Genomic DNA, 22144 nt, shown 5'->3' with positions numbered 1-22144 from the left:
CTGGTCACCCCGGTGGGGTGAACGTCTCTGCGCTCAGCAGTGTTTCGTGCGGAGCAGTGTCCCGTCGTCTCAATTTGACACGCACACTCGGAATCAGAGGGTGATGCCGAATTCTCGGATCTTGCGGTAGATCGTCGCCCGCGACATGCCGAGGGCCTTCGCGGCGGCCACCTTGTCGCCGCCGTGCAGCGCCAGCGCCTCCACGATCGCGTCCCGCTCGAGGGACTCGAGCCGGGTCAGACTCCGGCGGGTCGTCGCCCGGCACTCGGCGGGCAGGTCGGCCGGCTCGACGGTCCCGGATCGCCGCCGCTGGCAGAGCTCGTCGAGGACGCCGCGCAGATGGGTCACGTTGCCGCTCCACGACAGCCGCATGAGCTGGTTCGTTGCGGCCGGGGAGAGCGTGAGGCCGGAGGCGCCGGCGGCGTCGAGCAGGAACCGGACCAGGTCGGGCACGTCCTCGAGTCGATGCCGCAGCGGGGGAACGGAGATCGTCTTCGGGAAGAGGCGGAGCAGCGCGTGGGTGTCGCTCTGCCCCTGCGGCGGCTGCATGGTCAGGGCGACCCACGGCGCGGGCGCGCGCGTGTCCTGGGCGACGGCCTGCAGGAACGACTCGAGCGCCGCGAACTGGTCGTCGCCGAGGACGTGGGCGTGCAGCACGGCGAGGTCGCCACCGTCGTCGAGGGTCGCAGCCGCGCGTTCGGGCAGCTCGTCGCCGTCGAGCCGGGCCGCGTCGAGGACCGTCAGGGCGTGCCCGGACCGGACGTGGTCGTGCGCCGCCCGGATCAGGGCGGCCTTCCCGACGCCCGGCTCACCGTCGAGGACGAGCCATTCGCCGCGCCGGCACGCCTCGACAACGCCTTCGACGGTGCGCTGCCATTGGGCGCTGCGGCCGGCCAGGGCGCGCGGCGCGGGTGGGGCGACGGCCCGGGTGGACCGGCTCCGGGCGACCTGTTCCTTGATCCGCACGACCCCGCCGGCGAGCCGGTCGTCGACGAAGGTGGGCTGGTAGGACAGCCGGGCCGTGGTCCCGCTCGGCAGGTCGGCGAGCAGGGTGAACGGCTCGTGCCGTCCCCGCGCGTCGCGGGTCCGGTCGATGATCGCGGCCTGGTCGCGCGAGTCGAACCGCTGCTGGGTGAGGGCGTTCATCATCAGGACTTCGTCGCCGATCGCGATGACCGGACGGCCCGAGTGCTGGCATGCCGCGTGGTAGTCGTGCAGCAGCGCCCGGTCCAGCTCGTTGGCGTCCTCGAGGATCCGCTCCCGGATGCGGGTGGCGGCGAGCTTGGCGAACGAGAGCAGCAGCGAGTTCGTGTTCTCGGCCTCGGTGGTCAGGTCCACCACGCCGAGCAGGGCCCCGGTGACGGGATGGGTCACGAGTGCGCCCGCGCAGGAGAACTTGCGCAGATGCCCGCTGTAGTGCTCGTCGCCCCGGATGAGCAGCGGCGCGCCGACCTCGAGCGCGGTGCCGATGCCGTTGGTGCCGACCTGGGACTCGGAGTACCGGAACCCCGGTGCGAGGTGGACCCGGTCCAGCGCGCCGAGCAGGCGACGGTCGCCGCCGTAACGGCTGAGCACGGTGCCCTTGCCGTCGGTGAGGATCAGGCTCACCGGTTCGTTCTCGATCTCCGCCGCCAACGCGCGCAGCACCGGCCGGGCCGCCCGGGTGAGGACGGTGTCGGTGGGAAGGGCTTCGACGTAGTCCGCGGCCGGGCGATCGGCGTCGACCTTGGCCTCCCGGGAACGCACCCAGGACACCCGCAGCCAGTTGCGGACCCGCCGATCGCCGAGATCGGGGAAGTCGCCCGCACGGACCGATTCGCCCGATTCCTGAAGCGAATGCCCGTCCCGGGAACCGCTCCGGTTGTGTTCACCCACCTCGATCTCCCGGTCGTCCGGAGTTGTCACGCCACCTTCTCCTCGGATCTCGCAAGAGCAAAGGTAATCACATCGATTGTGACCTGAGTCTCACATTGAGACAGATCGGGGTTGCACACCGGGGTTGTATCGGCACCCACACCCCACCGTCCACGGCTGGCACAGAGCCGGCTCCCGATCCAGGAGGCGCACATTGAGTAGGCAGAGCCTGACCAAGGCCCATGCAAAGATCACCGAGCTGACGTGGGAACCGACGTTCGCGACGCCGGCCACCCGCTTCGGCACCGACTACACGTTCGAGAAGGCCCCCAAGAAGGACCCTCTCAAGCAGATCATGCGGTCCTACTTCCCCATGGAGGAGGAGAAGGACAACCGGGTCTACGGCGCGATGGACGGCGCGATCCGCGGCAACATGTTCCGCCAGGTCCAGCAGCGCTGGCTGGAGTGGCAGAAGCTGTTCCTCTCGATCATCCCGTTCCCGGAGATCTCCGCGGCCCGCGCGATGCCGATGGCCATCGACGCGGTGCCCAACCCCGAGATCCACAACGGTCTCGCGGTGCAGATGATCGACGAGGTCCGGCACTCGACGATCCAGATGAACCTCAAGAAGCTCTACATGAACAACTACATCGATCCCGCCGGGTTCGACATGACCGAGAAGGCGTTCGCGAACAACTACGCGGGCACCATCGGCCGGCAGTTCGGGGAGGGCTTCATCACCGGTGACGCGATCACCGCGGCCAACATCTACCTGACCGTGGTCGCGGAGACCGCCTTCACGAACACCCTGTTCGTGGCGATGCCCGACGAGGCCGCCGCCAACGGTGACTACCTGCTGCCCACCGTGTTCCACTCGGTGCAGTCCGACGAGTCGCGCCACATCTCCAACGGCTACTCGATCCTGCTCATGGCCCTGGCCGACGAGCGGAACCGGCCGCTGCTCGAACGCGACCTGCGCTACGCCTGGTGGAACAACCACTGCGTGGTCGACGCCGCGATCGGCACGTTCATCGAATACGGCACCAAGGACCGCCGCAAGGACCGCGAGAGCTACGCCGAGATGTGGCGGCGGTGGATCTACGACGACTACTACCGCAGCTACCTGCTCCCCCTCGAGAAGTACGGGCTCACCATTCCGCACGATCTCGTCGAGGAGGCGTGGAAGCGCATCACCGAGAAGGGTTACGTCCACGAGGTGGCCCGGTTCTTCGCCACGGGCTGGCCGGTGAACTACTGGCGGATCGACGCCATGACCGACGCGGACTTCGAGTGGTTCGAGGAGAAGTACCCCGGCTGGTACTCCAAGTTCGGCAAGTGGTGGGAGAACTACAACCGCCTCGCCTACCCCGGCCGCAACAAGCCGATCGCGTTCGAGGAAGTCGGATACCAGTACCCGCACCGCTGCTGGACCTGCATGGTGCCGGCCCTGGTCCGCGAGGACATGGTCGTGGAGAAGGTCGACGACCAGTGGCGGACCTACTGCTCGGAGACGTGCTACTGGACCGACGCGGTCGCCTTCCGCGGTGAGTACGAGGGCCGGCCCACGCCGAACATGGGCCGTCTCACCGGTTTCCGGGAATGGGAGACCCTGCACCACGACAAGGATCTCGCCGACATCGTGCAGGACCTCGGGTATGTGCGCGACGACGGCAAGACCCTCGTCGGCCAGCCGCACCTCGATCTCGACCCGAAGAAGATGTGGACCCTCGACGACGTGCGGGGCAACACCTTCCAGAGCCCGAACGTCCTGCTGAACCAGATGACGGACGAGGAGCGCGCAGCGCACATCGCGGAGTACCGCGCCGGCGCCACGCCGCTCTGACACCGGGCCCGGCGGGCGGCGCCGCACCACATCCCGGCGCCGCCCGCCGACACCACCAGCACAGAAATTCACGAGCCCAGGAGACACCCCCGTGGCCGACACGCACCGTATCAACTTCGAGCCCGTCGACATCGAGATGGAGGTCGGCGAGGACGAGTACATCCTCGACGCCGCCTTCCGGCAGGGCATCCACCTGATGCACGGCTGCCGCGAGGGTCGCTGCTCGGCCTGCAAGTCCTTCGTCCTCGACGGCGACATCCAGATGGAGGACTACTCGACGTTCGCCTGCAACGACGCCGAGACCGACGAGGGGCACGTGCTGCTCTGCCGTTCGACGGCCTACAGCGACTGCACCATCGAACTGCTCAACTTCGACGAGGACGAACTCCTGGGTGGTATCCCCATCCAGGAGGTGCGCACCCGGATCACCGCGATCGAGCCGATGACCAAGGACATCGTGTCGCTGCAACTGCAGCCCGTCGAACCCACGGAGTACGACTTCAAACCGGGTCAGTACTCGGACCTGCAGATACCGGGAACCGAGGAACATAGGTCGTTCTCCATGGCGACGACCCGATCGACGCCGGGACACGTCGAGTTCCTCGTCAAGAAGTACCCCGGCGGAAAGTTCGCCGGCCTGCTCGAGGACGGTATCGCGGTGGGCGACGAGATCGCGCTCACCGGGCCCTACGGATCCTTCACCATCAAGGACGGTCACGTCCTGCCGATCGTCTTCATCGGCGGCGGCGCCGGCATGGCCCCGATCCTCTCGCTCCTGCGGCACCTGAGCGAGACCGGCAGCACGCGACCCGTCCGGTTCTACTACGGTGCCCGCACGCCGGCCGATCTGTTCTACGTCGACGAGATCCTCGAACTGGGAAAGACGTTGACGGACTTCGTGTTCACGCCCTGTCTCTCGGAGTCGTCGGAGCCGGCACCGTCCGGCCTGCCGGACGTCGAGGAGGGCAACGTCACCGACGTCGTGGGCCGCCGCGAACCGGAGATCCACCGGTGCGAGGTCTACCTGTGCGGGCCACCGCCCATGGTCGACGCGGCTCTGGAACTGCTCGAGGTGCACAACACCCCGAAGGACCAGATCTTCTACGACAAGTTCACCAGCTCGGCCTTCGAGTAGGCGCCGTAGGAAACCACACCGCTCCTTCACCGACAGAAGTGAGATACGAGATGACCGCAACCACCGAGTCCAAGCAACGCAGTTTCCCGAAGATCGAGTTCACCGACTCCGAGGCCGGCGCGCTGGAGTTCCCCAGCTCCCGCAGCCGCACCTTCACCTACTACACGCCCGCCAAGAAGCGCTCGACGATGTACGAGGACGTCACCGTCGACGTGCAGCCCGATCCCGAACGGCACCTGTCGCAGGGCTGGATCTACGGCTTCGGCGACGGGCCGGGCGGATACCCCAAGGAATGGACGACCGCGAAGTCGTCGAACTGGCACGCCTTCCTCGACCCCAACGAGGAATGGGACCAGACGATCTACCGCAACAACGCGGCGGTCGTGCGCCAGGTGGACCTGTGCCTGCAGAACGCCAAGCGTGCCCGCGCCTACGACGGCTGGAACACGCCGTGGCTGAAGTTCATCGAGCGCAATCTCGGCGCCTGGATGCACGCGGAGAACGGTCTGGCGCTGCACGTGTTCACCTCCATCCAGCGCTCCGGCCCCACGAACATGATCAACACCGCGGTGGCGGTCAACGCGGCGCACAAGATGCGGTTCGCGCAGGACCTGGCGCTGTTCAACCTCGACCTGTCCGAGGCCGGGATCCCGTTCGAGGGGGCCGCCCACCGGGAGGTCTGGCAGTCCGCGCCGGAATGGCAGCCCACCCGCGAGGTCGTCGAGCGGCTGACCGCGGTGCCGGACTGGTGCGAGCTGCTCTTCGCCACCAACATCGTCTTCGAGCAGCTCGTCGGCTCGCTGTTCCGCACCGAACTGATCATGCAGATCGCCGCCCGCAACGGCGACTACATCACGCCGACGATCGTCGGCACCGGAGAGCACGACTACGACCGGGATCTCGCCTACACGCGCAACCTCTTCCGGATGCTCGTCCGCGACGAGCAGCACGGGGAGTCGAACAAGGAGTTGTTCGGGGCATGGCTGGCGACGTGGGTGCCGCGCTGCCTCGACGCGGCCCGCGCCCTGCAGCCGATCTGGTCCCAGCCGGCGGACAAGGCGGTCACGTTCGCCTCCAGCCTCGACGCCGCCGAGGCGAAGTTCCGTTCCCTGCTCGAGGATCTCGGGCTCGACATCCCGAAGGAGTTGGACCAGTGAGCATGCAATTCGGATCGGCCACCGAGTTCTCCAACATGTGTGGCGTCACCCTGATGAACACCCCGATCGGACGTGTCGTCGCCGACGTCATGGGCGCCAAGGAGGGAGTGGAGCTGACGGAGTACCCGTCGATGATCCGCGTCGACGGCGTGAACCGCCTCGAATTCGACTACGCCGAGCTCACCGACGCCCTCGGTGAGGACTTCGACGGATCGATCTTCGAGGAGATCAGCTCCACCCACTACGGGCGCATGGTGCATCTCGACGACAAGACCATGCTCTTCGCCAGCCCCGAGGACGCCGCCGAGTACATCGGATTCGATCTCACGGCGCACTGACCGCAGCCGTCCGGGCCCGCCCGCCGGGCCCGGACGGCTCCCGATCCACCACCGGCACACGACAGAACGAGGGAAGCGATGTACGAGAAGGACGGCCAGCAGTACTTCATCGTGGACGGCCACGTGCACATCTGGGACGGCCGCGAGTCGAACCAGAAGAACGTGCACGGACGGCAGTTCATCGACTGCTTCTACGACTACCACAAGAACCTCAGCCCCGAGGAGGAGGTGTGGGACTACGACACCTACACCTACTACGGTGGCGAACGCCTCATGAAGGACCTCTTCGTGGACGGGCACGTGGATCATGCGATCTTCCAGGCCACCCTGCTGAGCGAGTTCTACCACAACGGGTTCGGGCAGACCGAGGAGGCGTTCGAGCTCACCCGCAAGCACCCGGACAAGCTCACCTACAACCACGCCTACGACCCCCGCCACGGCGAGGCCGGACTCGAGCAGCTGCGCCGGGACGCCGAGCGGATGAACCTTCAGGGCGTCAAGCTGTACACCGCCGAATGGCACGGTGACTCCCGCGGATACAAGCTCGACGACCCGTGGTCGAGGCGTTACCTCGAGGAGTGCATCGAGCTGGGCATCAAGAACATCCACGTGCACAAGGGCCCGACCATCCGCCCGCTCGACCGGGACGCCTTCGACGTCGCCGACGTGGACAAGGTCGCCACCGACTACCTCGAGCTGCGGTTCGTCGTCGAGCACGTGGGCCTGCCCCGGCTCGAGGACTTCTGCTGGATCGCGACCCAGGAATCGAACGTGTACGGCGGTCTGGCCGTGGCGATTCCGTTCATCCACACCCGTCCCCGGTACTTCGCCCAGATCATCGGCGAACTGCTCTACTGGCTCGGCGAGGACAAGATCCTGTTCTCCAGCGACTACGCGCTGTGGACACCGAAGTGGCTGATCGAGAAGTTCGTGGACTTCCAGATCCCCGAGGACATGACCGAATACGCGCCGATCACGATCGAGCAGAAGAAGAAGATCCTCGGTCTCAACGCCGCGGCGCTCTACGACATCGACGTTCCGGAACACCTGCGGCTGCCCGAGCCGGCCGGACAGGAGGGCGTGGAGGTGGCGGCGGGAGCTCGAGAGGCGGTGTCGTCGTGACCGCCGCACCGGTGTCGGGCAGCGACGTGCTCGCCGCGCTCGGCACCGTGGTCGACCCCGAACTGGACGAACCGATCACCGATCTCGGTTTCGTGCGGTCGGTGGTGCTCGACGACGACGGGGTCACCGTGCACCTGCGGCTGCCCACCGCGTTCTGTTCACCGAACTTCGCGTACCTCATGGCCTCCGACGCCCAGGACGCGCTGCGCGCGATCGAGGGCATCGGCGAGGTGCGGATCCTGCTGGACGACCACCACGACAGCGCCAAGATCAACGCGGGGCTCGCCGCCGACGCCGGCTACCGGGGCACCTTCGGGTCCGAGGCGGAGGAGAACCTCGACGAGCTGCGCCGCACGTTCCGGCGCAAGGCGCACCTCGCCGCGCTGGAGCGCTGCCTCGAATCCCTGTTGCAGCACTCGTCCCTCACCGTCGACGACATCCCGTCGCTCACCCTGAGCGACCTGCCGCCGGGCCGGCACAAGTCGGCGCTGATGCGGCGACGGTTCGACATCGGCCTGAGCCTGTGCCCGGCCGGCCGGGTGTTCGTCGACGACGACGGGCGGCCGATCCCCCACGAGGCGGTGCCGATGCGGCTGCGTTTCGCGAAGTCCGTGCGGATCTCCATGGAGGGGAACGCGCATTTCTGCCGGGGCCTGCTGGCCACCCGGTACGCCGACGACGGCGAATCGGCAGCGCCCCGGGTCGCCGACGTCCGTTGTTCCGAGATCGTCAGGAGAGTGTCATGAAGGCCGTGCAGGTCGTGGGTTACCACACCAAGCTTCAACTCGACGACATCCCCGAGCCGAAGGTCGAAGGCCCGCTCGACGTCATCGTCCGCATCGGCGGGGCGGGGGTGTGCCGCACCGACATCCACATCCTCGAGGGACAGTGGGCCGAGAAGAGCGGCGTCGTCCTGCCGTACACCATCGGCCACGAGAACGCCGGCTGGGTGCATGCCGTCGGCGACGCCGTCACCAACGTCGCCGTCGGTGACAAGGTCATCCTCCACCCCCTCATCACGTGCGGGCTCTGCCGCGCGTGCCGGTTCGGCGACGACGTGCACTGCGAGAACAGCCAGTTCCCCGGCATCGACACCCACGGCGGCTACGCCGAGTACCTGCGCACCACCGCGCGCAGCGTGGTCCGGATCGACGACTCGCTCGAGCCGTCCGACGTCGCGGCGCTCGCCGACGCCGGGCTCACGGCCTACCACGCCGTCGCGAAGGCGGCGCGTGCGACGCGGCCCGGCGACGTGTGCGTCATGATCGGCGCCGGCGGTCTCGGCCACATCGGCATCCAGGTGCTCAAGGCGATCTCCGCGGCCACCCTGATCGTGGTGGACCGCAATCCGGCCGCGGTCGCCCTGGCCGTCGAGATCGGCGCCGACCACGGCATCGTCGCCGACGGCACCCACGTGCAGCAGATCCTGGAACTGACCGGCGGGCGCGGCGCCGAAGCCGTCGTGGACTTCGTCGGTGAGGGCGGCGCCACGAAGGACGGTGTCGCGATGCTGCGCCGCGCCGGCAACTACTACGTCGTCGGCTACGGCGAGAACATCGACGTGCCCACGATCGACGTGATCTCCACCGAGATCAACTTCGTCGGCAACCTCGTCGGCTCCTACAACGACCTGCAGGAGCTCATGGTCCTCGCCGCGCAGGGCAAGGTCGCGCTGCACACGACCAAGTACCCGCTCGAGCAGTTCCAGCAGGCGATCGAAGACCTCGACGCGGGACGGGTCCGCGGCCGCGCGATCCTGGTCCCCTGAACCGCATCCACCGGTCGGCACGAAAGGAAACCCAGTCATGGCAAAGGATCTGCGGTTCGCTCAGGAAGCCCGCACCCTGCTCGAGTACGGCGTCAACGCCCTCGCCGACGCGGTCAAGGTGACGCTCGGTCCGAAGGGCCGCAACGCGGTGCTCGAAAAGCTCACCGGCCCACCCACCATCACCAACGACGGCGTCACGATCGCCCGGGAGATCCAGCTGCGGGACCCGTTCGCCAACATGGGTGCGCAGCTGGTCAAGGAAGTGGCGATGAAGACCAACGGCGTGGTCGGTGACGGCACCACCACCGCGACGGTGCTCGCGCAGGCCATGGTCCGCGAGGGCCTGCGCGCCGTCGATGCCGGCGCGAACCCGATGCGGGTGCGCCGCGGCATCGAACGCACCGTTCCCGTCGTCGTCGAGGCGCTGCGCGACCGGTCCGTGCCGGTGGAGGACCGCGCGGACCTGCGGCGCGTCGCGACGCTCGCCGCCAGCGACGACGAGTCCATCGGCGAGGCCATCGCCGAGGCCGTCTCGTACGTCGGCAGGTCCGGCATCGTCACCACCGAGGAGAGCGACACCCTCGGGATGTCGGTGAGCGTCGTCGACGGCATCGAATTCGACCACGGCTACATCTCCGGCTACATGGTCACCGACCCGGAACGCATGGAAGCGGTCCACGACAATCCGCTGATCCTGCTCACCAACAAGAAGATCAGCCAGGTGCAGGACATCATGCCGAGCATCGAGGCCGCCAAACGCGCCGACCGGCCCCTCGTCGTGCTCGCCGAGGACGTCGACGGCCCCGCCCTGCAGCTCCTCGTCGGCGGCAACATGCACAAGACGATGCAGTCCGTCGTCGTACGCGCGCCCGGATTCGGTCACCGGCGGGTCGCCGAGTTGCAGGACCTCGCGGTGGCGCTGGGCGGGCACGTGATCGCCAAGGACACCGGCGTCGAGCTGTCCGAGGTGACACGCGAGCATCTCGGGTCCTGCGACCGCATCACCGTCACCGAGAACGAGACCACCATCGTCGGCGGCCACGGCGACGCGAAGCTGCTCGAGGCCCGGATCGCGCAGCTCGAGACGCAGCTGGACCGCGCCCGGATCGACGCCGACCAGGACAGCCTCCAGCTGCGCATCGCCCGGCTCACCGGGCGGGTCGCGGTCATCCGGGTGGGCGGCGCCACGAGCGTCGAACTCAAGGAGCGCATGCTGCGCGTCGAGGACGCCCTCGCCGCCACCCGGGCCGCCCTCGAGGACGGCATCGTCGCCGGCGGCGGCACCGCGCTCGGTCAGGCGCACCGCGCGCTGGCCGATCTCGAGTTGCCCGGCGACGAGGCCATCGGCCGGGACGTCGTGCGGCGGGCCCTGCCCGAGCCGCTGCGGTGGATCGCGGTCAATGCCGGCTTCGACGGCGACGAGGTCGTCGAGGTCGTCGCGGGCCTGCCGTCGGGGCACGGCTTCGACGCCCTGACCGGTGAGTACGGCGACATGTTCGACGAGGGCATCGTCGACCCCCTCAAGGTCACGCGCGCCGCGCTCGAGAGCGCCGCGTCCATCGCGGCGCTGCTCATCACCACCGAGACCGCGATCGTGGAGGAGGTCGTCGGCAATCCCGGCGCGATCCACGCGCCCGGCTTCGGGGACCTGGCCGAGGGCATGGTCCGCCCGTCCAACATCTACTGAGCGCGGGGGACGGTCTCGGCGGCGGCCGGGCCCCGTCGGTCGCTTCCCTCCGGGGCGACCGGCCGCCGCCGTGTCCACCCGGCAGAATCGGAGTACGCAATGATCTTCATCGTGGTCAAGTTCCGGGTCCGTCCCGAGTACCGGGACGACTGGCTCTCGCTCACAAGGGAATTCACCGAGGCGACCCGCGCCGAACCCGGCAACCTGTGGTTCGAGTGGTCCCGCAGCGTGGACGATCCGTCCGAGTACGTGCTCGTCGAGGCGTTCCGCGACGGGGAGGCCGGCGCCGCGCACGTCGGTGCCGACCACTTCCGCAAGGGACTCGACGCCATGCGCCCCGCGCTGAGCGAGACGCCGAGGATCCTCAACACCGAGCTCCCCGGCGTCGAGTGGGCCCGCATGGGTGAACTCGAGATGGCCGGCTGAGGCGGTCACCGCTCCGTCGCGCGCACGAGCAGGCGCAGTTCCGCGCCGAGGGTGCACGCCCGCGGCAGATCGACGGGCCCGTTCTCACGCAGCTCGGTGGTCAGGCGCGTGACCCGGGCGATCGCGTCCGGGACTCGCGCCTGCCACCGCGCCAGGACCTCGTCGACGTCCGCCGGGCCGGTCGGCGCGCCGTCCCGGCGCAGGATCGCGGCGACGAGACCGTGGTGGCGATCGGCGAGTTCGTCCCGCGCGGTGGCGATCGCCGTGCTGTCCCACCAGGTGTGGGATCCGGTGGACAGGTCCGGTGACATCCCCTCGATCCCGAGCAGCGATCCCGTGGCGGCGTGCACCCGGGCGACGAGGCGGGCCGGGCAGTCCAGCGTGTGCGCGGTGTCGACCAGGGCCGGGCACTCGGCGAGAAACCGGAAGTCGGGGCCGTCGCCCGGCGCGTCGTCTGCGAGCAGATCCTCGACCCCGGCACGCAGCCGCGCGATCTCGGCGGTCACGTCGAGCGGCGACGGCCGCAGCCGCAGAATCCACGAGGCCGCATGCTCGACGAATCCCTGCACGGCGCCGAGCCGTTCCCAGCGGTCGGCGCCGTCGCGTGCCTCGGCCCACCACCGGTCGGTGTCGAACACCGCCCGGATCACCGCGTACGCCCGGGCGACCGCCGGGGTGCGCACCCCGAGCCGTTCCTCGAGCTGATAGATCATCCCCGGACCGACGTGGTCGACGAGATCGGAGGCGATCCGGGTCGCGACGATCTCGCGGCGCAGGGGATGGTCCCGGATCTCGTCCCGCAGCACGGCGCGCATGCCGGCGGGGAAGTACTCGAGGGCGACGTCGGCGAAGACGGGGTCGTCGGGCACGTCCGACTCGAGCAGATCCCGGCACACGACGTTCTTCGACCGGGCGAGCAGCACCGCGATCTCCGGCCTGGTCAACCCGCGGCCGGCGCCGGCGCGGGCGGCCAGTTCCTGCACGGTGGGCAGCACCTCGGTGCTGCGCCGGAGTCCGCCGCCGGTCTCGAGGTGGATGATGAGCCGCTCGTGCCTGCCGAGCAGCCGGGCCGCGCGCGAGACGGCGAGTCCGAGCGCCACCGCCTGGTCCCGGTTCGTGCGCAGCACCGTCCGGGCCACCTCGTCGCGGGCGTCGTCGAGCAGCCGGTTGCGTTCCTCGAGGGTCAGACCTCCCCTGCGCCGGGCGGATTCGAGGGCGATCTTCAGGTTCACCTCGGCGTCGGAGGTGGCCACGCCGGCCGCGTTGTCGATGAAGTCCGCATTGACGCGCCCGCCCGCGGCCGCGAACTCGATGCGGGCCCGCTGCGTGAAACCGAGGTTCCCGCCCTCGCCGACGACGCGGCACCGCAGCTGCGAGGCGTCGACACGGACGGGGTCGTTTGCCGGATCCGCTGCTTCGGTGTGGCTTTCGGAGGATGCCTTGACGTAGGTGCCGACGCCGCCGTTCCAGAGCAGATCCACCGGGGCCGTCAGCAGCGCCTTGATCAACTCGTCCGGGGTGGTGGTCGGGTGGGACAGTCCGAGCAGGCGCCGTGCCGGTTCCGGGACGGTGACGGACTTCGCGGAGCGCGGCCACACGCCGCCCCCGGCGGAGAGGACGTCGCGGTCGAAGTCGTCCCAGCTCGATCCGGGAAGCTCGAACAGCCGCCGGCGCTCCGCGTAGGCACGGGCGGTGTCCGGGTCGGGGTCGAGGAAGATGTGCCGGTGGTCGAAGGCGCCGACGAGGCGCAGGTGCGGCGAGAGCAGCATCCCGTTGCCGAACACGTCGCCGGACATGTCCCCGATCCCCACCGCCGTCACCTCGGTGGTCTCGACGTCGATGCCGAGGTCGGTGAAGTGCTCGCGGACCGCGACCCACGCGCCGCGCGCGGTGATGCCCATCGCCTTGTGGTCGTATCCGCTCGATCCGCCCGAGGCGAAGGCGTCGCCGAGCCAGTAGTCGTACTCCGCGGCGATGGAGTTCGCCAGGTCGGAGAACCGGGCCGTGCCCTTGTCCGCGGCCACCACCAGATAGGCGTCGTCCCCGCCGTGGACGACGGTGCGGTCCGGATGCACGATCCGACCGTCGACGATGTTGTCGGCGAGGTCGAGCATTCCCCGGACGAACGTCGAATATGCCTGGGCGGGAGAAGTATCCGGGTTTCTGCGGACGAACGCGCCCTTGGCGCCGACGGGGACGATGGGGGCGTTCTTCACGACCTGGGTCTTCATCAGGCCGAGGACCTCGGTGCGGTAGTCCTCCGGACGGTCCGAGAACCGCAGCCCCCCGCGGGCGACGGTGCCGCTCCGCACGTGGATGCCCTCCACGTCGTCCGAGTGGACGAAGATCTCGCGGTGCGGAACGACCGGTCCGGGGTCGGCCAGACGAGCGGAATCGAGCATGAATGCCCCGTACGGTTTCGCCGCACCGCGATCGTCGCGCTGGTACCAGTTGGTGCGCACGGTGGCGGTGACGAACGACTCGAGGCTGCGCAGGATGCGGTCCTCGTCGAGGCTTTCCGCCGCGCCGCGCCGTTCGGCGAGCGCCTGTCCGGCGGCGACGTCCCGATCGTGCCGGTCCGGGTCGAAGCGCGCGGCGAAGCAGGCGACGAGTGCCTCGACGAATCCGGCATGCCGGCAGAGCGTGTCGACGACGTACCGTTCCGACATGATCAGTCCCGCCTGGCGGGCGAAGCGGGCGGCGGCGCGGACCAGGGCGATGTCCCGCACGCCCACCTCGGCGACGACGGCGAGGCGGGAGTACCCGTCGACGACGGTGCGGCCCTGTGCGTGGGCGTCGAAGACCGCCGCCACCCGGCGCGGCGAACCCGGTTCCCACTCCGGGGGCGTGACGAACGCGAATCGATGCACCCGGCGGTCCGCGTCGCCGGTGGTCAGGAGTTCGTGATCGTCGATCCGCAGGCCGAAGTGCTCGAACGTGTGGACGGAGTCGGCGAGCAGCGGGTCCCGGCCCGGCCATCGCATGACGGCACAGGCGGTGCCGTCGGAGGACGAGTCCTCCACGAACAGCAGTGCCGGTCCGGCATCCTGTGCGCGCGCGAGGCGCCGCGCGGCCCCGGCGACGTCGGTGGGCGCCGGTTCGTACGGGTGCGTGGGGGCGGTGGTCATCGGTATGTCCTTTCGGTCACCCGGTGTGGGCCGTGGTGTGCCGCCAGTCTGCGGCGGACCGCCGAGAACGGACATGTACTCGATGTCCATGCAGACGGCTGAACTTGTACTCGAGGTCCATCAGAAACCCGGGTCTGCGCTCCTACAGTTCGAGGAAACCGACGAAGGGAGAAGGACATGACCGCAGTCGAACTCGTACGGGGTGGCCCCGGGCTCGAGCAGGCACGTCGCATCGTGACGGAGATCCCGGGACCCCGGTCCCGCGAGCTGGCGCAGCGCCGCGCCGCCGCGCTGCCGGCGGGCCTGGCCAGCGGCGCCGAGATCTACGCGGCCGCCGGGGGCGGGGGTGTGCTCGTCGACGTGGACGGGAACTCCTTCATCGACCTCGGCTCCGGCATCGCCGTCACCACCGTCGGCAACTCCGCGCCGCGGGTCGTCGAACGCGCCACCGCACAACTGCAGCAGTTCACCCACACCTGCTTCCTCGCCACCCCCTACGAGCCGTACATCGAGGTCGCCGAGGCCCTCAACCGGCTGACCCCGGGCACGCACGCCAAGCGCACGGCCCTGTTCAACACCGGCAGCGAGGCCGTCGAGAACGCCGTGAAGTACGCCCGCGCGGCGACCGGCCGGTCCGCCGTGGTCACGTTCGACCACGCCTTCCACGGCCGCACGCTGATGACGATGACCATGACGGCGAAGAACCAGCCCTACAAGCACTCCTTCGGCCCGTTCGCCCCGGAGGTCTACCGCGCGCCGATGGCCTACCCCTACCGGTGGCCGAGCGGGCCCGACCGCGCCGCGGACGAGGCGTTCGAGCAGTTCCGGCTGCTCGTCGACGCCCAGATCGGCGCGGACCAGGTGGCGTGCGTCGTCGTCGAACCCATCCAGGGCGAGGGTGGGTTCATCGTCCCCGCCGACGGCTTCCTGCGGCGCGTCGCCGACTTCTGCCGGGACCGCGGCATCCTCGTCGTCGCCGACGAGGTCCAGACCGGAATCGCCCGCACCGGAGCGTGGTTCGCGTGTGAGCACGAGGGCCTCGTGCCGGATCTGATCGTCACGGCGAAGGGACTCGCCGGCGGGCTCCCGCTCGCGGCCGTCACCGGCCGAGCCGAGATCATGGACCGTGCCCATCCGGGCGGCATCGGCGGCACCTACAGCGGCAACCCCGCCGCGTGTGCCGCGGCGCTCGGCGTCTTCGAGACGATCGAGGCCGAGCATCTGCTCGACCGCGCCCAGGAGATCGGCGCGCTGATGCTGCGGGAACTGCGCGAGATCGGCACCCGTCACCCCGTCGTCGGCGACGTCCGTGGCCGCGGCGCCATGGTCGCCGTCGAACTCGTCGAGCCCGGTACGACCACCCCCAACCGCGAAGCCGTCGCGGAGATCGCCCGGTACTGCCAGGCCCACGGAGTCCTCACCCTGACGGCCGGCACCTTCGGGAACGTGCTCCGGTTCCTGCCGCCGCTGTCGATCTCCGACGCGCTGCTCACCGAGGCGTTCTCGGTGCTGCGCGACGCGTTCGCCGCCCTCTGACCACCCCTACTTCCCCCCGAGGACCAGCACATGACCACCACCGCACCCGCACGCACGACCGGCCCCCTGCGGCCGCTCGAACTCCTCGGCGCCGACACCCTGCTCGACGCCGACGAACGCGACATCGCCGCCACCGTCCGGCGCTTCGTCGAGACCCGGCTCGCCCCCGAGGTCGGCAACTGGTTCGAATCCGCCACGCTGCCCAAGGAACTGGCGAAGGAGTTCGGCGCCCTCGGCGTCCTCGGCATGCACCTGGACGGATACGGGTGCGCCGGCACCAACGCCGTCAGCTACGGCCTGGCCTGCCTGGAACTCGAGGCCGGCGACAGCGGATTCCGCAGCTTCGTCTCGGTGCAGGGCTCGCTGTCGATGTTCTCGATCCACCGCTACGGCTCCGACGAACAGAAGGAGCACTGGCTGCCCCGGCTCGCCTCCGGCGACGCCATCGGATGCTTCGGCCTGACGGAACCCGACTTCGGTTCCAACCCCGGGGGAATGCGCACCCGCGCCCGCCGGGACGGGTCGGACTGGATCCTCACCGGCACCAAGATGTGGATCACCAACGGTAATCTCGCGGACGTCGCCACCGTGTGGGCCCAGACCGACGAGGGCGTGCGCGGGTTCGTCGTGCCCACCGACACCCCCGGCTTCACCGCCAACCCGATCCACCGGAAGCTGTCGCTGCGGGCCTCGGTGACCTCCGAACTGGTGCTCGACAACGTGCGTCTGCCGGCATCGGCCGAGCTGCCGCTCGCCCGCGGACTCGGCGCTCCCCTGTCCTGCCTCAACGAGGCCCGGTTCGGCATCGTGTTCGGCGCGCTCGGCGCCGCCCGCAACAGCCTCGAGACCGCGTTGGACTACGCCGCCTCCCGGGAGGTCTTCGATCGGCCGCTCGCCTCCTACCAGCTCACCCAGGAGAAGCTGGCCGACATGACACTCGAGCTCGGCAAGGGCTTCCTGCTCGCGCTGCACCTCGGCCGCCTCAAGGACGAGTCCGGGGTCACTCCCGAGCAGATCAGCCTCGGCAAGCTCAACAACGTGCGCGAGGCCCTGGCCATCGCCCGCGAATGCCGGACCATTCTCGGCGCCAGCGGAATCACGCTCGAGTACTCGCCGCTGCGGCATGCCAACAACCTCGAGTCGGTGCTGACCTACGAGGGCACCAGCGAGATGCACCTGCTCTCGATCGGCCGCGCCCTGACCGGTCACGCCGCATTCCGCTGACCCGCACCGTCGACGCGTCGAAGGGACACACGATGACGACACCCGTTCTGCTGCAGCACTACATCGACGGCGAGTGGTTCGACGGCGAGGCCGATGCCCTGGTGAGCATCAGCCCCGCCGAGCCGGACGTCACCGTCGCGCACGGCCGCGCGGCCACCGGCGACGACGTCGACCGGGCCGTCGCCGCCGCGCGGGCCGCGGCCCGGCACTGGGCGCGGACCCCGGCGCACGAGCGCGGTGCCGTCCTGGCCCGGGCGGCCGCCGTCGTCGAATCGTCCGCGTCACGGTGGGGTGCGGAGCTCGCCCGGGAGGAGGGCAAGACGCGGGGCGAGGGCGTCGCCGAGGTGCTCCGCGCGGCCCAGATCCTGCGCTTCTACGGCGGCGAGGGCGACCGGGAGGCCGGCGAGGTGTTCGCCTCCCCGCGCCGGGGGGAGCAGATCCTGGTCGCGCGCAAGCCCGTCGGCGTGGTGGGGGTCGTCACCCCCTTCAACTTCCCCATCGCCATCCCCGCCTGGAAGATCGCCCCGGCACTGACCTACGGCAACACCGTGGTGTGGAAGCCGGCAGGCACCGTGCCGCTGCTGGCGATGCGGCTCGTGCAGGCCCTCGCCGATGCGGGCCTGCCGCCGGGGGTGCTCAACCTCGTCATCGGCGGCCGGGAGGTCGGCGCCGGCATCGCCGACCATCCGGGGATCGACGCGCTGACCTTCACCGGTTCGACCGCGGTCGGCCGGAGCCTCGCGGCGGCCGGGGCCGCGCGGGGCGTGCCCGTGCAGGCGGAGATGGGCGGCAAGAACGCGGCCGTCGTGCTCGGCGACGCGGACCTCGATCTCGCCGCCGAACAGGTGCTCCTCGGCGCGTTCCGGTCGTCGGGGCAGAAGTGCACGGCGACCTCCCGGCTGATCGTCACCGACGACGTCGCCGACGAGTTCGTCGGTGAACTCGTTGCCCGGATCGGCAAGTGGACCGTCGGCAATCCCCTCGACGAGCACGTCCACATGGGTCCGGTGGTCGATGCCGCGGCGCGGACCTCGATCCAGGCAGGTGTCGACGAGGCGGTCCGGCAGGGTGCCCGCGTGCTGTGCGGCGGCCGGCTGTACGAGGACGGTGCACTCGCAGCCGGGTTCTACGTGCCGCCCACCGTGCTCGAACTGCCCGGCACCGGGCTCGACGTGTGGCGGGAGGAGTTGTTCGGACCCGTCCTGGCCGTGTGCCGCGCGGCGGACGCCGAGGCGGCGTTCGCGCTCGCCGACGACAGCGACTACGGCTTGTCGGCGGCCGTGTTCACCCAGGACCTCACCCGCGCGCTCGGGGCGCTCGAGGACCTGGACGTGGGCATCCTGCACATCAACTCCGAATCCGCCGGCGCCGATCCGCACGTCCCGTTCGGCGGCGCGAAGAAGAGCGGCTACGGCCCGAAGGAACAGGGCCGCGTCGCGCGGGAGTTCTTCACCCACACCACGACCGTCTACCTCCGCGGCGGGAGGCCGATCGCATGAGCCAGGGCGCACTCGACGGCATCGTCGTCGCCGATTTCACCCGGGTCCTCGCCGGCCCCTACGCCACGATGATGCTCGCGGACATGGGCGCCGAGGTCGTCAAGATCGAACGTCCCGGCACCGGCGACGACACCCGCGCGTGGGGACCGCCCTACGACGACGCGGGCTCGGCCACGTACTTCAACTCGGTCAACCGCAACAAGACCTCCGTGGTCCTCGACCTCGCGTCGGAGCAGGGCCGGGCCGAGGCCCGCCGGATTGTCGCGCGCGCGGACATCGTGGTCGAGAACTTCCGCGCGGGCACCATGGAGCGGCTCGGCCTGGGCTACGACGACCTGCTCGACGTCAACCCGGGGCTGATCTACTGCTCCGTCACCGGGTTCGGGAGCGGCGACGGAGCGGCCCTGCCGGGTTACGACCTGCTCGTGCAGGCCGTCGGCGGGCTCATGAGCATCACCGGACCCGAGGCCGGCACGCCGACGAAGGTGGGCGTCGCGGTCGTCGACGTGCTCACGGGCCTGCACGCCCTCGCCGGGATCCTCGCTGCGCTGCACCACCGGCAGCGCACCGGCGAGGGGCAGCGCGTCGAGACCAATCTCCTTGCTGCGCTGCTGTCGTCGCTCGTCAACCAGGGCTCGGCGTACCTCGGTGCCGGGGTGGTGCCGGGGATTCTCGGCAACCGGCACCCCAGCATCGCCCCGTACGAGGTGTTCCCGACCAAGGACCGGCCGCTGGCGCTGGCGGTGGGCAACGACAAGCAGTTCACCCGGCTCGCCGAGACGATCGGCGCGCCGGAACTGGCCACCGACCCGCGGTTCTGCAGCAACCCGCTGCGGGTCGCACACCGCGAGGAACTGTGCGAGGAGATCACCTCGATCCTCGCGACGGCCGGGGCCGACCACTGGTACGACGAACTCGCCCGCGTGGGTGTTCCGGCCGGACCCATCAACGACGTCGCCGAGGCCTTCGAGTTCGCGCGGCGACTCGGTCTCGACGCCGTCGTGTCGGTGCCCGGAAGTGCCACACCGCAGGTCGGAAACCCGTTGACCTTCTCCAGGACTCCGGTCCGGTACCGGTCGGCTCCGCCACCCCTGGGTGGAGCCGCGGACTGACCGGAGCGGCCCGGAGGAGTGCCCGTCCCGTCGCGTCCGGACGCGGCGGGACGGGCGTCGCGCGCCGACGGGAGCGCCGCCGGATCAGGGATGCGCGACGGCGCGATCCTCGGGCGCGGGAACGGCGGGCCGGCGGATCCCGAAGGACTCGAAACCGACGACGTACAGAAGGGTCACCAACGCGAACAGGTCCATGAACCCGAGGGCATTGCCGTGCAGGCCGTCGGCGACAGCCGGTTCGTGCAGCACGATCTCGGCGACCACGTAGTAGTACAGGACGAACGTGGTCACGGCGAGGGCGAACGTGATCGCCGCGCGGGACACCAGATTCGCTACGGCCCCGGCTGCCGTCGGCTTGTTACCGAAGGCGTTGGCCCACAGAATCATCCAGGCGACCCAGCACACGCCCAGCTGGGCCGGGAACTGATCGAGCGGGAAGCCCGGGTCGGCGGCTGTGCCGGAGCCGACGAGCACCGCACACACGGCGCGCAGTGCCACGAACAACACGGTGCCGAGCGCGATGTTGCCGATCGTCGAGACCAGCGCGACCCGCAGGCGGCTCCCGGCCAGTCGCCACGGCCAGTTCTCCAGGGTCTGCCCGGTGAGCACGATCGCGACGATGATCGAGTAGTACCAGCCGAGCAGTGTGTCGATGCCGAACAGAGCTGCGCCCTCTCGGACGGTGTCCGAGACCGCGGGTACTCCCAGGACGACGTAGAGCAGTGCGGTGGGGACGAGGAGGGTGACGATCTCGCAAGCACCGACCCACGGCTGTTTCAGGCCCAGATCGGTCCACGGCCAGTGCCCCCAGTTGAGCACCACCAGAACCCACGTGGAGAAGCCGAACAGGACGAACAGCGCGCCCGTGAAGTAGCCCAGGCCGTCGGGACGGTCGGCCGCGTAGGCGGGATACAGGTGACCGATCCCGCTCGCCAGGACGTAGGTGACGACGACGGCGAAAACCGAGGTGGCGCCGAGGAACACCAGTCCGCGCCACGGCTGCCGTAGCCGGTCGAATCCCCAGAACTCGAGGTTGAATCCGGCCCACACGACGAACAGGAGCGCCCAGAACAGGAGGGCATTGAACGGTAGCGGATACAGGTCGAACGGACTGAACTGCGGGTCGGCGAGCAGATACCACGCCGAGACGGAGACGGTGAGGACCACGGCGGTGTTGACGACACCGAATCCGAGCCACCCCGGGGACGTGTCGGCGTGCGAGCGTTCGGGCATGGGATACCGGAACCTTCTGTGATGCCCTCGAATCGAGGGGTGAGGGGAACGTCGGCCGAGGAGATCGGTGAGTGGCGTGGTGGCCGGAGCCGGCTGCCGGATCGCGGACCGTGTCCTCGACGGTTCTTCGTCAGCTCCGGCGGCGCAGTTCGGGACCGGCCGTGGGAGCGTGGAGCATCGGAGTGTCCTTCCCGTGAGGATGCGACTCGTGAGAATGTGACTCGGAGCACACTCGAAACGATCACGCGTCACAACCGTTGCGCCGCGTTGCATTCTCCGCCCGGGTCCGGATCGTCCGCCACCGCCGGCATCTGCCGGACCTCGACGGCCGCTCACCACTCCGTCGGGGTGTGGATCGCGTCGAGTTCCCGGCCACATCGTTCGCGGTGTGCGCGCTGTCGGTCACCCCGGACAACTCCCACTCTCACCTCACTAACAGCGCGATACACTGTTAGTGACTGTTAGGAGGTGGTGGGGATGGCCGACACGGAAGACCGCTACCTGGCCGGTGACGTCGACTTCGAAAGCGCCGCCGCCGACGCGCTCGGCACCCCGAGCATCGATCGCCGCGATCTGTTGCCCCTGTTGCGTGCGCTGCGGGCCGCGAAGCGTCCCGCAGCGTCCCTGCCCGCCCATGAAGCCGACCTCCTCGACGCCGGCGACGCACCCGAATCGCTCCTCGCCCTCGCCACCGCCGTCGCCGACCGGACCGCACGGATGCGCCGTCTGCTCGAGAACACCCTGACCGTCGAGCAGGCCGCCGAACGACTCGGCGGTGTCGGCCCCTCGCGCGTCCGACAGCGCGTCGGCGACCGCAGCCTGTGGGCGCTCAAGCGAGCGAACCGACTGCTGCTCCCCGCCGTGCAGTTCACCGACGACGGCCAGGTGCCCGGCCTCGACGCCGTCCTGCAGGCCCTGCCTGAGAACATGCAGCCCCTGTCGATCCACGGTCTGCTGACGACGCCGCAACCGTCCCTTGTCGTCGACGGTGCACCGACCTCGGTCGTCGACTGGCTGCTCACCGGCGGCGCCGTCGAGGACGCCCTGTCGGTCGTCGACCAGTACCTGACGGCCTGAGCCGC

17 protein-coding genes are annotated in these 22144 nt (G+C 69.6%); 14 read left to right on the top strand and 3 right to left on the bottom strand.

Going from position 1 to position 22144, the window contains the following annotated elements; genetic code table 11:
• Positions 1 to 93 precede the first annotated feature (93 nt).
• Positions 94 to 1905 carry a sigma-54-dependent Fis family transcriptional regulator gene (locus tag F1734_RS01605; RefSeq protein WP_119700230.1) on the bottom strand — a complete coding sequence of 604 codons (1812 nt, stop codon included), beginning with the start codon at positions 1903 to 1905 and terminating at the stop codon, positions 94 to 96.
• Positions 1906 to 2068: 163 nt separating this feature from the next.
• Here F1734_RS01605 and F1734_RS01600 point away from each other — a divergent pair, with 163 nt between their 5' ends.
• The 9 genes from F1734_RS01600 to F1734_RS01560 all read left to right on the top strand — a co-directional run bounded on the left by F1734_RS01600 (position 2069) and on the right by F1734_RS01560 (position 11330).
• The gene (locus tag F1734_RS01600; protein WP_010596327.1) at positions 2069 to 3697 is read left to right on the top strand and encodes a ferritin family protein; all 1629 of its coding nucleotides are present in this window, start codon (positions 2069 to 2071) and stop codon (positions 3695 to 3697) included.
• A gap of 91 nt (positions 3698 to 3788) precedes the next feature.
• The gene (locus tag F1734_RS01595) at positions 3789 to 4832 is read left to right on the top strand and encodes a 2Fe-2S iron-sulfur cluster-binding protein (protein WP_203011276.1); all 1044 of its coding nucleotides are present in this window, start codon (positions 3789 to 3791) and stop codon (positions 4830 to 4832) included.
• A gap of 50 nt (positions 4833 to 4882) precedes the next feature.
• Positions 4883 to 5989: an aromatic/alkene monooxygenase hydroxylase subunit beta gene (locus tag F1734_RS01590; protein ID WP_203011275.1), complete on the top strand. Its 1107-nt coding sequence runs from the start codon at positions 4883 to 4885 to the stop codon at positions 5987 to 5989.
• A gap of 2 nt (positions 5990 to 5991) precedes the next feature.
• Positions 5992 to 6327: a propane 2-monooxygenase effector subunit MimD gene (gene mimD / locus F1734_RS01585; protein ID WP_085997962.1), complete on the top strand. Its 336-nt coding sequence runs from the start codon at positions 5992 to 5994 to the stop codon at positions 6325 to 6327.
• 78 nt (positions 6328 to 6405) lie between these two features.
• A complete protein-coding gene (locus tag F1734_RS01580; protein ID WP_010596322.1) occupies positions 6406 to 7449 on the top strand; it encodes an amidohydrolase family protein in 1044 nt (347 codons plus the stop codon).
• A complete protein-coding gene (locus F1734_RS01575; RefSeq protein WP_010596321.1) occupies positions 7446 to 8195 on the top strand; it encodes an iron-sulfur cluster assembly protein in 750 nt (249 codons plus the stop codon). The genes F1734_RS01580 and F1734_RS01575 overlap by 4 nt, the downstream gene beginning before the upstream one ends.
• Positions 8192 to 9217 (top strand): NAD(P)-dependent alcohol dehydrogenase, encoded by a 1026-nt coding sequence (locus F1734_RS01570; RefSeq protein WP_010596320.1) that lies wholly within the window; start codon positions 8192 to 8194, stop codon positions 9215 to 9217. The genes F1734_RS01575 and F1734_RS01570 overlap by 4 nt, the downstream gene beginning before the upstream one ends.
• A gap of 37 nt (positions 9218 to 9254) precedes the next feature.
• Complete coding sequence (gene groL, locus F1734_RS01565) at positions 9255 to 10904, top strand: chaperonin GroEL (protein ID WP_010596319.1); 1650 nt, start codon at positions 9255 to 9257, stop codon at positions 10902 to 10904.
• Positions 10905 to 11003: 99 nt separating this feature from the next.
• Positions 11004 to 11330, top strand: a complete 327-nt coding sequence (locus F1734_RS01560) for a putative quinol monooxygenase (RefSeq protein WP_010596318.1) — start codon at positions 11004 to 11006, stop codon at positions 11328 to 11330.
• Between the two features lie 5 nt (positions 11331 to 11335).
• Here F1734_RS01560 and F1734_RS01555 read toward each other — a convergent pair whose 3' ends face one another.
• A complete protein-coding gene (locus tag F1734_RS01555) occupies positions 11336 to 14458 on the bottom strand; it encodes an NAD-glutamate dehydrogenase domain-containing protein (protein ID WP_203011274.1) in 3123 nt (1040 codons plus the stop codon).
• Positions 14459 to 14635: 177 nt separating this feature from the next.
• Here F1734_RS01555 and gabT point away from each other — a divergent pair, with 177 nt between their 5' ends.
• Genes gabT through F1734_RS01535 form a run of 4 tightly spaced genes read left to right on the top strand, consistent with a single transcriptional unit; the run spans position 14636 to position 19829 of the window.
• Positions 14636 to 15994 carry a 4-aminobutyrate--2-oxoglutarate transaminase gene (gene gabT, locus F1734_RS01550; protein WP_048771209.1) on the top strand — a complete coding sequence of 453 codons (1359 nt, stop codon included), beginning with the start codon at positions 14636 to 14638 and terminating at the stop codon, positions 15992 to 15994.
• Positions 15995 to 16024: 30 nt separating this feature from the next.
• Entirely contained in the window at positions 16025 to 17218 is a 1194-nt protein-coding gene (locus F1734_RS01545) for an acyl-CoA dehydrogenase family protein (RefSeq protein WP_003934993.1), read from the top strand.
• Between the two features lie 32 nt (positions 17219 to 17250).
• Complete coding sequence (locus tag F1734_RS01540) at positions 17251 to 18717, top strand: aldehyde dehydrogenase family protein (RefSeq protein WP_203011273.1); 1467 nt, start codon at positions 17251 to 17253, stop codon at positions 18715 to 18717.
• Positions 18714 to 19829: a CaiB/BaiF CoA transferase family protein gene (locus F1734_RS01535; protein WP_017682277.1), complete on the top strand. Its 1116-nt coding sequence runs from the start codon at positions 18714 to 18716 to the stop codon at positions 19827 to 19829. The genes F1734_RS01540 and F1734_RS01535 overlap by 4 nt, the downstream gene beginning before the upstream one ends.
• Positions 19830 to 19913: 84 nt before the next feature.
• Here F1734_RS01535 and F1734_RS01530 read toward each other — a convergent pair whose 3' ends face one another.
• Positions 19914 to 21062 (bottom strand): hypothetical protein, encoded by a 1149-nt coding sequence (locus F1734_RS01530; protein WP_040273015.1) that lies wholly within the window; start codon positions 21060 to 21062, stop codon positions 19914 to 19916.
• Between the two features lie 477 nt (positions 21063 to 21539).
• Between F1734_RS01530 and F1734_RS01525 the strand changes: the two genes are divergently transcribed.
• Positions 21540 to 22139, top strand: a complete 600-nt coding sequence (locus F1734_RS01525) for a hypothetical protein (protein WP_010596311.1) — start codon at positions 21540 to 21542, stop codon at positions 22137 to 22139.
• The last annotated feature ends 5 nt before the right edge of the window (positions 22140 to 22144 follow it).

Origin of the sequence: Rhodococcus ruber, from assembly GCF_016804345.1 — a bacterium.
In the GTDB taxonomy this organism is placed as follows: domain Bacteria; phylum Actinomycetota; class Actinomycetes; order Mycobacteriales; family Mycobacteriaceae; genus Rhodococcus; species Rhodococcus ruber.
This window is presented reverse-complemented; position numbering and strand designations above follow the sequence as displayed.